Source organism: Comamonas sp. 17RB (assembly GCF_030056555.1).
GTDB lineage: Bacteria > Pseudomonadota > Gammaproteobacteria > Burkholderiales > Burkholderiaceae_C > Comamonas > Comamonas terrigena.
The window spans coordinates 80317-92227 of record NZ_JASHHY010000014.1 but is presented as its reverse complement, the minus strand read 5'-3'; the positions used below and the strand labels follow the sequence as shown (position 1 = coordinate 92227).

Here is an 11911-nt window from a genome sequence, read left to right as displayed (position 1 = left end):
GGCGCTTGGCATGCCCCGGCATGCCCGTGCGATGTGCGTGGTGGGGTCGTGCTCAGGCCGTCTGTGCCTGCTGCAGTGCGGCCACCTGCTCCGCGCTCCAGCCCAGCTCGGCCAGGATGGCGGCGTTGTGCTGCCCCACGGCGGGAATCGGGTCCATGCGGTAGTCGAAGGCGCTGTTCACGCCCGGCGGCAGCAGCGCCGGTACCTCGCCCGCCGGCGTGTCCACGGTGCGCCAGCGTTGGCGTGCTGCCAGCTGCGGGTGGGCCCACAGGCCGGCCATGTCGTTGACGCGGGCGTTGGCAATCCCCGCCGTTTCCAGCCGCTTCACCAGCTGGGCCGCAGTGAGCGCCTGAAACTCCTGCAGGATCAGCTCCTGCAGCGCCGCGCGGTGGGTGTTGCGGTTGGCATTGCTGTTGAAGCGTGCATCAGTGGCCACTTCGGGGCGCAGCAGCACGGCGTCGCAAAAGACTTTCCATTCACGCTCGTTCTGCAGGCCCAGCATCACGGTGCCGCCGTCCCCGGCCTGGAACGGGCCGTAGGGGTAGATGCTGGCGTGCGATGCGCCGGTGCGTGGCGGCGGGGTGGCGCCGTCGTAGGCGTAGTACAGCGGGTAGCCCATCCATTCGCCCATGGCTTCGAGCATGGACACATCGATGTGGCTGCCCTCGCCCGTCTTGCCGCGCAGCAGCAGGGCCGACAGGATGTTGGTGTAGGCGTACATGCCCGCCGCAATGTCGGCCACCGAAATGCCGGACTTGCTGGGCGTTTCCGGTGTGCCGGTGACAGACAGGAAGCCGGCCTCGCTCTGGATCAGCAGGTCGTAGGCCTTTTTGTCGCGGTAGGGGCCGTCGCTGCCGTAGCCGCTGATGTCGCAGACGATCAGTCGGGGGTTGTGCGCCTTCAGCGCCTCGTACGACAGGCCCATGCGCGCTGCCGCGCCGGGCGCCAGGTTCTGCACCAGCACATCGGCGCTGGCCAGCAAGGCCAGCAGGGCCTGCTTGGCCTGGGGCTGCTTCACGTCCAGCGCCAGGCTTTGCTTGCTGCGGTTGATCCAGGTGAAGTGCGAAGACTGGCCGTTCACGCGCTGGTCGTAGCCGCGCGCAAAGTCGCCGCTGCCGGGGCGTTCCACCTTGATGACGCGCGCGCCCAGATCGGCCAGCTGGCGCGTGCAAAACGGTGCTGCCACCGCATGTTCCAGCGAGACGACGGTGATGCCGTCCAGCGGACGGGGGCGTTCAGAGAGTGCCATGTCGAATGTCCCCCGGTGCTCAGAAGGAACGGGGCAAGCCCAACAGGTGCTCGGCCACGTAGGAATAGATCAGGTTGGTGGAGATGGGCGCCACCTGGTAGAGCCGCGTCTCGCGGAATTTGCGTTCCACGTCGTATTCGCAGGCAAAGCCAAAGCCGCCGTGGAACTGCAGGCAGGCGTTGGCCGCTTCCCAGCTGGCCTTGGCCGCCAGGTACTTGGCCATGTTGGCCTGGGCGCCCATGGCTTCATGCCGGTCGAACAATTCGCAGGCTTTCCAGCGCATCAGGTTGGCGGCTTCCAGCTCGATGAAGGTCTCGGCAATCGGGAACTGCACGCCCTGGTTCTGGCCGATGGGGCGGCCGAACACGGTGCGGTCCTTCACATACTGGGTCACGCGGTCCATGAACCAGTAGCCGTCGCCGATGCACTCGGCGGCGATCAGCGTGCGCTCGGCGTTCAGGCCGTCCAGGATGTACTTGAAGCCCTTGCCTTCTTCGCCGATGAGGCTGTCTTCGGGCAGCTCCAGGCTCTCGAAGAACAGCTCGTTGGTCTCGTGGTTGACCATGTTGGGAATGGGGCGCACGGTCATGCCCTTCTTCTCGGCCTCGCGCAGGTCGACCATGAAGATGGACATGCCTTCGGACTTCTTCTTCACCTCGGCCAGCGGCGTGGTGCGGGCCAGCAGAATCATGAAGTCGCTGTGCTGGATGCGGCTGATCCACACCTTCTGGCCGTTGATGACGTATTTGTCGCCCTGCTTGACGGCGCTGGTCTTGATCTTGGTGGTGTCGGTGCCAGTGGTGGGCTCGGTCACGCCCATGGACTGCAGGCGCCAGGCACCGCTGGCGATCTTGGGCAGGTACTTCTGCTTCTGCGCTTCGGAGCCATGGCGCAGCAGCGTGCCCATGTTGTACATCTGGCCGTGGCAGGCACCAGAGTTGCCGCCGCAGCGGTTGATTTCTTCCATGATGACCGAGGCTTCGGTCAGGCCCAGGCCGGAGCCGCCATATTCCTGCGGGATCAGCGCGGCCAGCCAGCCGGCTTCGGTCAGCGCATTGACAAAGGCTTCGGGGTAGGCGCGCTCCTCGTCCACCTTGCGGAAGTACTCGTCCGGAAAGCCTTTGCACAGGTCGCGGATGGCGTCGCGGATTTCGGGGTAGTTGTTGCTCTGGGTCTGTTCAATCATGGCGTGGTCTCTTCCAGCCGGAACGGCTGCTGGGCTGGCCTGCGGCGGTGCAGGCGGCCGGGGTGTGGGGGGTCTGGGGCATGTGCAGGCCGCTCAGGCCAGCGTGGCGGTGGCCTGCATGGTCAGCCAGCCCTCGTGGTCCTGGGCCCACAGCTCGATGGTCTTGCCGTCGGCCGAAGGTGTGCCGTGCACGCTGAAGGCATGCAGGTCGAACGTGGGGCGCACGGCCTTGAAGGCAAAGCTGGCCAGCTGCGCGCCGGGCACGCTGCGGCGCACCAGGTCCACCAGCAAGGTGGCGATCAGCGGGCCGTGCACGATCAGGCCGGGATAGCCTTCCACCTGGGTGACGTACTGGCGGTCGTAGTGGATGCGGTGGCCATTGAAGGTCAGCGCCGAGTAGCGGAACAGCAGCACGTCGTCCGGCACGATGGTGCGCGACCATGCGGCCTGGCCGGCCAGCGGCGGGGTCTGCGGGGCCGGTGCGGCCTCGCCCGGCTGGGCCAGCGGGCGGTAGACGATGTCGTGCTCCTCCGTCAGCGCCACGCCCCGGGCGTTGCGGAACTGGTGCTCGACCTGCACGAACAGCAGCTCGCCCGAGCGACCGGCCTTGTGCTTGACCGACTGGATGGTGGAGGTGCGCTCCACCTCCTGCCCGACCTGGAGCGCGTTGCCGCTGTCCCAGCGCAGGCGGCCGCCCGCCCACATGCGGCGCGGCAGCGGCACCGGCGGTAGAAAACCGCCGCGCCGGGAGTGGCCGTCCGGGCCGATCTCGCTCTGGCGCGCATGCGGCAGGAAATACAGCCAGTGCCACAGCGGCGGCACCACGCTGCCGGGTGCGGGCGGGGCATCGTCACGGTCCAGCGTGGCCGACAGCGCACGCAGCGGCGCCGTGGTGATGCTGTCGGGCGTGGTCTCGGACTTGCCTTGCCAGGTTTGCAGATGGGCCAGGGCGGCGGCGTCGATCAGGGGGGAGAAATCGCTCATGGTGCGTGCGGTCCAAAGCCCAGACACACAAGCCGGGCCGATGGCGCATCTTGGCGCCGCGGTGCCCTGTCTACAATCACACAGTTTGCAAGCCATCCTTCTGCTTTTTGGAAGGCTCTCCGTTTTAAGTAGAAACCCTCTGCCGCCATGCAACTGGAACTCAAGGACCTGCGTCTATTTCTTTTGATAGCACAGGCAGGAAGCCTGACGCGCGCTTCGGAGCAGTCTCATCTGTCGCTGGCGGCGACCAGCGCGCGCATCAAGGCGCTGGAGGAACAGGCCGGCATGCCTTTGCTGATTCGAGAGGCTCGGGGGGTGCGCCTGTCGCCGCCGGGCGAGGCCTTTCTGCACCATGCCCGCGCCATGCTGGAGCAGACCCGCCAGCTGCAGGCCGATCTGCAGGAATACGGCGCCGGCCTGCGCGGCCATGTGCGAGTCTTCGCCAACACCACGGCGGTGACGGAGTTCATGCCCGACATCCTCGCCGCCTACCTGATGCAGCACCCGCACATCAGCGTGGACCTGCAGGAACGCCCCAATGCCCACATTGCGCACGACATCCGCGAAGGCCGGGCCGACCTGGGCATCATCGCCGGCGAGGTGGATACGCACGGCCTGACCAGCCTGCACTTCAGCACCGACCGCCTGGTGCTGGTCACCCCCGACACACCGGCCTGGCGCAGCCACCAGCAGATCGCGTTTGCCCAGGTGCTGCACGAGCACTTTGTCGGCATGCACCGCCACAGCACGCTGCAGACCTTTCTGGACCAGATCGGCCAGCAGCTGGGCCACACGCTGCGGCTGCGCATCCAGCTGTCCAACTTCGACGCCATGTGCCGCATGGTGGCCGCCGGCGTGGGGGTGGCCGTGGTGCCGGAAAGCGCCGCGCTGCGCCACCGCAGCCAGAGCCCGCTGCACCGCGTGCAGCTGCAGGATGCCTGGGCCGTGCGCCCGCGCTACATGCTGCTGCGCGAAGGGCAGATGCCCTCCCCCCATGTGCAGGCCTTGATGGATGCCATCCAGGCCTACCACCTGCCCCAGGCCGCGCCGCAAGGGGCCGGTGCACCCGCCGGATAAGCCACCGCCAGCCCACAAAAAAGCGGCCCCGCAGGGCCGCAACGATGGATCACTCACACAACCCGTTTCAGTGCGCGTCTGCCAGCTCCTGCGCCTCGATCTGCGGATAGAACTCCCGGTCTTCGCGCAGCATGCGCTCGTGCAGCTTGCGCAGCACCAGGTTGGCATCGTCGCGGAAGCCTTGTGCGTCCTCGCGCACGCGCTGGCTGGTGTTCCAGCGCCGCGCAAACGCGTCATAGGCGGCGGCGATCGGCACCATGTCGCGCTGGTAGTGGCGCGCCAGCCGGGCCAGATCGCTCTGGCGGTCGGTCTGCAGCGCCGGATACAACACCTGGTCCTCCACCGCCAGGTGCAGCTTGATCAGCGCGCTCATGGCCACGATGCCCTGGGCAATTTCCTCGGCATGGGTGCCCGCGCCGGCGCGGGCCAGGTCCCGTAACTCGGCGATGCGGCGCTTGATGTCGCCATGCTGGTGCTTGAACTTGTCGATCTGCATCACATGCCTTTCGCCAGCACGGCCTCGGCCGGGGCCGCAGGGGCCGGGGTTCCGAACAGTCCGCGCACCACCTGCCAGCTCACGCACAGGGCGCCGACGATGAAGACCACATCCCCGAAGGTGCGCACCCAGCGCAGGGTCTGCAGGAAGGGCTGCTGCAGGAAGGCTTCGCCGCGGGCGTACCACAGGCCTTCGCTGACGCTGGCGTGAAACTGGAACAGTCCTATGGGCAGCAGGCTGGTGAACATCATCAGCGCCAGACCGGCGTTGAGCCACCAGAAGCCGGTGCGCATCAGGCTGTCGCTGAACACCAGCTGCGGGCGCACATAGCGCAGCACCATCAGCGTGAAGCCCAGGGCCAGGAAGCCATAGACACCGAACAGCGCGGCATGGGCATGCACCGGTGTGGTGTTCAGGCCCTGCAGGTAGTACAGCGAGATGGGCGGGTTGATCATGAAGCCGAAGACCCCCGCACCCAGCATGTTCCAGAAGGCCACGGCCACAAAGCACATCAGCGGCCACTTGAGGTGTGCCATCCAGGGCGTGCGGTGCTGCAGGCGCCAGTGTTCCCAGGCCTCATGGCCCAGCACCACCAGCGGCACCACTTCCAGTGCGCTGAACGATGCGCCCACGGCCATCACCGGGGTGGTGGTGCCCGCGAAGTACAGGTGGTGGAAGGTGCCGGGCACACCGCCCAGCATGAACAGCGAGGCCGAAGCGAGGCTGGCTGCCGTGGCCATGCGGTAGGACACCAGGCCCAGGGTCGAGAAGATGAAGGCCAGTGCCGTGGTCGCAAAGACTTCGAAGAAGCCTTCCACCCACAGGTGCACCACCCACCAGCGCCAGTACTCCATCACCGACAGGTGGGTGCGCTCGCCGTAGAACAGGCCGGAGCCATAGAACAACCCGATGCAGACCACCGAGCAGGTCAGCAGCGCCAGCAGGTTCTTGTCCTGCCCGCTGGGGGCCAGCAGCGCAGGGAAGATGCCCCGCGCCATCAGCACCAGCCAGAAGACGATGCCGGCGAACTTGCCGATCTGCCACAGACGGCCCAGGTCCACGTATTCATAGCCCTGGTGGCCCAGCCAGAAGTTCCATTCTGGCGGCAGCACCTGGGCAATGGCGAAGTAGTTACCGATGAAGGAACCCACGCACACCACGACCAGGGCCCAGAACAGAATGTCCACGCCCAGCTTCTGGTACTTGGGGTCCTTGCCGCCGTTGATCAGCGGTGCCAGGAACAAGCCGGCCGCCAGAAAGCCGGTGGCAATCCAGAACAGCGCGCTCTGGATGTGCCAGGTGCGCACCAGCGCGTACGGGAACCACTGCGACACATCCACGCCGTAGAACTGCTGGCCTTCCACCGTGTAGTGGGCGGTGAAGCCGCCCAGGAACACCTGGGTGGTGAACAGCGCCACCACCAGGAACAGGTACTTGCCCAGGGCGCGCTGCGACGGGGTCAGGGGCACGCGGCTGAGCGGGTCGTGCACCGGCGGAGTGGGATCGTCTTCTTCCTGCTTGCGCAGGAAGGACCAGCCCCAGACCAGAAAGCCCACGCCGGCCATCATCACCACCACGCTCATCACCGACCAGACCAGGTTCTCCCCCGTGGGCTGGTTGCCGATCAGCGGCTCGTGCGGCCAGTTGTTGGTGTAGGTGGCCCCGCTGCCGCCCACGTCAGCCGGGCGTTCGGTGGCGGCGGCCCAGGCCGTCCAGAAGAAGAAGCCCGCCATCTGCGCGCGGCGTTCGGCGCTGGGCAGGGTGTTTTCCTTCATGGCGAAATGCTCGCGGCTTTTTTGCAGCGCCGGGGCATCGCTGAACAGCTGGTCGTAGTAGCGCGCCGTGCGCGCAATAGCTTCGGCCCGCAGGTCCGACACCGTGGCCGTGCCCGTGGCGGCATCAAAGGTGTTGCGGCGGTATTCGGTCTTGAGGCGATCGCGCAGCACAGCCTGGGTGCCGGCATCCAGCTGGGCAAAGGGCTTGCCCTGCTCACGCTCGGCCGCCACGTCCAGCCAGGCCGTCAGCTCGCGGTGCAGCCAGTCGGCCGTCCAGTCCGGCGCCTGGTAGGCGCCGTGGCCCCAGATGGAACCCAGCTGCATGCCGCCGACGGACTGCCAGGCCGTCTGGCCGTCGAGGATGCTTTCCTGCGTATAGAGCACCTCCCCGCTGGCCGTGGCAATGCGGTCCGGAATCGGCGGCGCCTGGCGGTAGACCTCGCGACCGTAATAGCCCAGCAGGCTGAAGGTGACGATCAGCACCGCGATCAAGGCCAGCCAGTGTTTGCGGTAGCTACCCATGGTGCACCTCCGGGGCCGCCACGGCGGCTGCGGGGTGGTGGTTCAACGAAGTGTTCATAGTGCCTTGCCTGTAACGATGGATGGCAGGCTGTGAGCAAAGCCGGGGCCAGCCTTATCAGGCAATCAAATCAAACACTTGCGACACCACTAGGTGTTTTTCACCCCACCTCAATAGGTGTAAATCACCCGGCACAGGGTCATAAACACCCTACCTCACCACGACATCCGGCCACGGCCACGGCCACGCACACGGACTTCGGCAGGGACACCGGAGCGGTCAGAGGCGGCTGGAGCGCGAGGCGGCCCACAGGCTGTTCATCTCGGCACAGAATGGCTGGGCGCATTCGGCGCGGCCCTGGTACTGGCAGCCGGCGCGGTTGCACTGGCCGTCGCTGCCATGCTGCTGGCGCTCGCGCGGCAGTTGGCCGCTGGCCTGCTGCTGGGCCATGTGCAGCCAGGGATCACCGCCCCGCGCCAGAAGGGCCTGGTAGGCCTCCTGCGGCAGCATGCCGGGGGGCAACAGGCCGGCCGTGACCGCCTGCTGTGCAACCTGGCTGGCCGCCATCGGCATGGGCTGAAACTCCAGCTGCAGCACGGCACTGGTGCGCATGGCCTGGGTCTGCGCCGCTGGCAAGCCTTGCGGCGCCAGCACCAGGCCAAACGTGGCATTGGCCAGCTGCTGCACACTGCTGCCGTAGGGCAGCAGCAAGGCCCCCAGGGCACTGCCGGACAGCACAGGACCGCCCCCTGCCAGCTGCGCCCCCAGCGCCTGGCCCAGCACGCTTTGCGCCTGGGCCCAGGCCACGGGAACCCGCAGCGTCAAGGTGAAAGCTCGCTCGCCGTCCGGCCCCTGCAGCACGCCCTGCTGCACCAGCCAGTTCTGCAGCGTCGGCACGGCGGGCCGTACGGTGGCCGCCGGCGTAGCGGCACCGGTGGTCGGCCCCGCTGCGCCTGCCGTTGCAGCCGGTGCGGCACCCGTGCCACTGCCTGTGGCCGCCTGCGCCGCAGGAGCAGCGGACGCCGGGGTGGTTGAAGGTAGGACCGGAGCCCCAGCCGTACTGCCCGCCCCGCTTTGCAGCACCGCCTGGGCCAGCGCCGCAGGCCAGGACTGCACGCTGAGCAGTTGCTGCGGCAGCGGCTGGCCGGCCGAAGCCTGCTGCACCAGGGCGGCCAGCAAGGCCTGCCACTGGGGAGTGACCCCACCCGCCGGCCAGTTGGCGGGCAGCTGCACCGTGCCCCCCTGGATCTGCTGCACCAGCTGGGACACCAGCTGGGCAAAGGCCTCGGCCTTGATCGCCTGCTGCGCCTGGGGTGACAGATTGACGGTCTTGGCCAGCGCCGCCTGCGCCGCCGCCAGGATGGGTGCCACCTGGGCGGCAGAGGCCACGCCCGAGACCGGCAACACGGCACTGGCCGCACTGGTGGCGGCCGTGGGCGTCGCAGCGGCAGGGGCTGCGGTCGGGGTGAGCGAGGAAGGCAGGGAGGTGGTCACGGCCCGACTGTAGAACAGTTGCGCCCGCCGGGCCCTATGGGCATGCCCGGCGGCACCCTGAACGCGCTGCCGTGCGGGTCGCTGGCGCTGCTGGCCACCGTTGCAGGGCTTGCCATGTTTCCACCTGGCTGAGGGTGCGCACCGCGCCTTCAGGCGTGGGCGGGATAGAACAGCTTGCGGGTGGTGGTGGACTGCACGGCCCGGGCGATGGCGCCGATGTGGTCGGGCGTGGTGCCGCAGCAGCCGCCGACGATATTCACCAGGCCTTCGGCCGCAAATTCATGCACCAGGCGGCCGGTGATGTCGGGGGTCTCGTCAAAGCCGGTGTCGCTCATGGGGTTGGGCAGGCCGGCATTGGGGTAGCAGCTGATGAAGGTGTCCGGTGCGGCCTTGGCCAGCTCCTGGATGTAGGGGCGCATCAGCGTGGCACCCAGTGCGCAGTTCAGGCCCACCGACAGCGGGTTGCTGTGGCGCACGCTGTGCCAGAACGCGGTGACCGTCTGGCCGCTCAGAATGCGGCCCGAGGCATCGGTGACGGTGCCGCTGATCATGATGGGCAGCCGCTCGCCGGTGGCATCGAAGGCTTCTTCGACCGCGAACAGCGCGGCCTTGGCGTTGAGCGTGTCGAAAATGGTTTCCACCAGGATCACGTCCGCGCCGCCTTCGATCAGGGCCACGGTCTGCTCGAAATAGGCCTGGCGCAGCTGCTCGAAGGTGACGTTGCGGGCCCCCGGGTCGTTCACGTCGGGGCTGATGGACGCGGTCTTGGGCGTGGGGCCCAGGGCGCCGGCCACATAGCAGATGCGGCCGTTGACGCTGTACTTGTCGCAGGCGGCACGGGCCAGCTGGGCGCTCTTGAGGTTCATCTCGCGCGCCAGATCGGCCATGCCGTAGTCCTCCTGCGCCACGGTCGTGGCGCCGAAGGTGTTGGTTTCGATCAGGTCCGCTCCGGCCGCCAGGTATTTTTCATGGATGTCGCGGATCACGTCCGGGCGGGTGATGGACAGCAGCTCGTTGTTGCCCTTCACGTCGCGGGGAAAGTCGGTGAAGCGATCGCCTGCGCCATCGGCGCCGCTGTAGCCTTCGCCCCGGTACTGGGCCTCACCCAGCTTGAAGCGCTGGATCATGGTGCCCATGGCCCCGTCGAGGATGACAAGGCGTTGGGCCAGGGTGGCGGGCAGTTCTTGGGCGCGGGTGTAGATGGGCAGGCTCATAACCCCCGATTGTAGGAAGAGCGGCCCGCCCCGCGCAGCAGCGGGTGCATCGTGGCCCGCGCGGGCCACCAGCCCGGCAGCCCGTCATACGTCACTGCGGCCGGTAATGGCTGCGCGCCATGCGGAAGGTCAGGTTCCAGCGCCGGGGCCCCAGCAGCGGGTGGGCGCCGTCCTGCAGCGGCAGCACCCCGTGGTAGGCCATGCGCGTGGCACCGCCCCAGACCAGCACATCGCCGTGCAGCAGCGTGAAACGCCGCACCGGGCTGCTGCGCTCCAGCCCGCCCCACTGGAAGCGGCAGGACAGCCCCAGCGAGACCGAGACAATGGGCGCTGCCCAGTCCTGCTCGTCCGCATCGCGGTGCAGGCCCATGCGGGCCCCCGGCAGGTACTGGTTGACCAGGCACACATCCGGCGCATAGCCGGGGTAGCCCGCCGCCGCGGCGGCGGCCACGGCCTGGTCGCGCAGGAAATCCGGCATCGCCGGCCAGGCCACGCCGGTGTCCGGGTTGGTGGCGCTGTAGCGGTAGCCCGCCGCATCGGTGACCCAGCCGTAGGCGCCGCAGTTGCTCATGCGCACCGACATGGGCTTGCCGCTCGGCGTGCAGCTGGCCCGCAGCGGCTGCAAGGCCAGCACCTGCTGCACGGCGGCTATCCACTGCGTCTGCTGCTCCAGCGCCCAGCCGCGCAGCAGCCAGGCCCCATCGTCGATGGCCATGCGCTCCACGGGCTGGGGCGGGTCATCGAACAGCGAGGCCGTCATGGTGCGGGTCCGGCGGCTTAGATGGGCCGTCCCAGCACGGCCGACAGCGCCTGCACAAAGCGCTGGTTGTCTTCCTGCAGGCCCACCGACACGCGCAGGAACTGGGTGAAGCCCGGCTCCTTCCACGGCTTGATGATGACGCCCTTGGCCAGCAGGCCTTCGGCCACCACGGCCGCATCGCGCCCCACTTCCACAAACAGGAAATTGGTGGCCGACGGCGCCACGCGCAGCCCGGCAGTGCGCAGGCGCTGGGCCAGCGCCTCGCGCTCCAGCACCGTGGCCTGCACGCTGCGGCGCATATAGGCTTCGTCCTTCAGCGCGGCCATGGCCGCCACCTGGGCCGCCTGGTTCACATTGAACGGGGTGCGCACCCGGTCCAGCAGGGCAATGGTGGCGGCGTCACCCGCCACGCCATAGCCCACGCGCAGCCCGGCCAGGCCCCAGGCCTTGGAGAAGGTGCGCAGCACGATCCAGGGCTTGCCGCAGTCCTGCAGCTGGGCCAGGGTGTCGGGGTAGCCGGGCGTGAGGCTGGCGTATTCCACATAGGCCTCGTCCACCACCAGCAAGGTCTGCGGCGATGCGGCCTGCAGCAGCTGGGCGAACTGCTCGGCCGTCCACATGCAGCCCACCGGGTTGGACGGGTTGGCAATGAACGCCAGCTTGGGCGCGCGCTGCAGCGCGGCGCACCAGGCGGCCAGATCGAATTCCAGATCGGCCGTCAGCTCCACCAGTTCCACGCTGGCACCCATCATGCGCGGGTAGATCTCGTGCAGGCCGAAGGACGGGCGCTGGGTCAGCACCACATCGCCCACGCCGGTGAAGGCCTGGCACAGCATCTGGAGGATGTCTTCCGAACCGTTGCCCAGCACCAGCTGGCCTGGCTGCACCGCGTGGCGGGCGGCCAGCGCGTCGCGCAGCGTGGTGGCACTGGCATCCGGGTAGTACTGGATCTGGCGTGCCAGATCCACCAGGGCCGCGCCCACGCGGGGGCTGGGACCATGGGGGTTCTCGTTGCTGCCCAGGCGGGCGATGTGCTGCACGCCGTAGCGGGCGCGCACGGCATCGGACGACAGACCGGCGTTGTAGGCAGGCAAGGTGGGCACTTCGGGGCGTGCCAGTTGGGCAATGTTCTCGTTCATGGCAAAAAAGGCGGCGC

Annotated in this window: 10 protein-coding genes; 1 reads left to right on the top strand and 9 read right to left on the bottom strand. The window is 68.0% G+C overall.

From position 1 onward, the window contains the following. Positions 1-52: 52 nt before the first annotated feature. The 3 genes from QM470_RS21065 to QM470_RS21055 form a co-directional block, all read right to left on the bottom strand. Positions 53-1249: a CaiB/BaiF CoA transferase family protein gene (locus QM470_RS21065; protein WP_283340623.1), complete on the bottom strand. Its 1197-nt coding sequence runs from the start codon at positions 1247-1249 to the stop codon at positions 53-55. A gap of 19 nt (positions 1250-1268) precedes the next feature. Then, the gene (locus tag QM470_RS21060) at positions 1269-2435 is read right to left on the bottom strand and encodes an acyl-CoA dehydrogenase family protein (protein ID WP_283340622.1); all 1167 of its coding nucleotides are present in this window, start codon (positions 2433-2435) and stop codon (positions 1269-1271) included. Positions 2436-2528: 93 nt separating this feature from the next. Beyond that, positions 2529-3419 carry an HTD2 family dehydratase gene (locus QM470_RS21055; protein WP_283340621.1) on the bottom strand — a complete coding sequence of 297 codons (891 nt, stop codon included), beginning with the start codon at positions 3417-3419 and terminating at the stop codon, positions 2529-2531. Between the two features lie 147 nt (positions 3420-3566). Here QM470_RS21055 and QM470_RS21050 point away from each other — a divergent pair, with 147 nt between their 5' ends. Further along, positions 3567-4496, top strand: coding sequence for a LysR substrate-binding domain-containing protein (locus tag QM470_RS21050; RefSeq protein ID WP_283340620.1), 930 nt, complete (start codon positions 3567-3569; stop codon positions 4494-4496). Between the two features lie 67 nt (positions 4497-4563). Here QM470_RS21050 and QM470_RS21045 read toward each other — a convergent pair whose 3' ends face one another. The 6 genes from QM470_RS21045 to QM470_RS21020 form a co-directional block, all read right to left on the bottom strand. Beyond that, positions 4564-4992: a hemerythrin domain-containing protein gene (locus tag QM470_RS21045; protein WP_283340619.1), complete on the bottom strand. Its 429-nt coding sequence runs from the start codon at positions 4990-4992 to the stop codon at positions 4564-4566. Beyond that, the gene (locus tag QM470_RS21040; RefSeq protein ID WP_283340618.1) at positions 4992-7289 is read right to left on the bottom strand and encodes a nitric-oxide reductase large subunit; all 2298 of its coding nucleotides are present in this window, start codon (positions 7287-7289) and stop codon (positions 4992-4994) included. The genes QM470_RS21045 and QM470_RS21040 overlap by 1 nt, the downstream gene beginning before the upstream one ends. Before the next feature lie 277 nt (positions 7290-7566). Beyond that, entirely contained in the window at positions 7567-8781 is a 1215-nt protein-coding gene (locus QM470_RS21035) for a Fe-S oxidoreductase (protein WP_283340617.1), read from the bottom strand. Positions 8782-8930: 149 nt separating this feature from the next. After that, positions 8931-9995: a homocysteine S-methyltransferase family protein gene (locus QM470_RS21030; protein ID WP_283340616.1), complete on the bottom strand. Its 1065-nt coding sequence runs from the start codon at positions 9993-9995 to the stop codon at positions 8931-8933. Positions 9996-10086: 91 nt separating this feature from the next. Continuing rightward, complete coding sequence (alkB, locus tag QM470_RS21025) at positions 10087-10755, bottom strand: DNA oxidative demethylase AlkB (protein ID WP_283340615.1); 669 nt, start codon at positions 10753-10755, stop codon at positions 10087-10089. A 17-nt stretch (positions 10756-10772) separates the two neighbouring features. Next, positions 10773-11894, bottom strand: a complete 1122-nt coding sequence (locus tag QM470_RS21020; protein ID WP_283340614.1) for a histidinol-phosphate transaminase — start codon at positions 11892-11894, stop codon at positions 10773-10775. Positions 11895-11911 lie beyond the last annotated feature (17 nt).

Excerpts from the sequence above, each read along its gene's own strand:
- QM470_RS21065 (WP_283340623.1), bottom strand. The coding sequence starts at position 1,249 with ATGGCACTCTCTGAACGCCCCCGTCCGCTGGACGGCATCACCGTCGTC.
- QM470_RS21060 (WP_283340622.1), bottom strand. The coding sequence starts at position 2,435 with ATGATTGAACAGACCCAGAGCAACAACTACCCCGAAATCCGCGACGCC.
- QM470_RS21055 (WP_283340621.1), bottom strand. The coding sequence starts at position 3,419 with ATGAGCGATTTCTCCCCCCTGATCGACGCCGCCGCCCTGGCCCATCTG.
- QM470_RS21050 (WP_283340620.1), top strand. The coding sequence starts at position 3,567 with ATGCAACTGGAACTCAAGGACCTGCGTCTATTTCTTTTGATAGCACAG.
- QM470_RS21045 (WP_283340619.1), bottom strand. The coding sequence starts at position 4,992 with ATGCAGATCGACAAGTTCAAGCACCAGCATGGCGACATCAAGCGCCGC.
- QM470_RS21040 (WP_283340618.1), bottom strand. The coding sequence starts at position 7,289 with ATGGGTAGCTACCGCAAACACTGGCTGGCCTTGATCGCGGTGCTGATC.
- QM470_RS21030 (WP_283340616.1), bottom strand. The coding sequence starts at position 9,995 with ATGAGCCTGCCCATCTACACCCGCGCCCAAGAACTGCCCGCCACCCTG.
- alkB (WP_283340615.1), bottom strand. The coding sequence starts at position 10,755 with ATGACGGCCTCGCTGTTCGATGACCCGCCCCAGCCCGTGGAGCGCATG.
- QM470_RS21020 (WP_283340614.1), bottom strand. The coding sequence starts at position 11,894 with ATGAACGAGAACATTGCCCAACTGGCACGCCCCGAAGTGCCCACCTTG.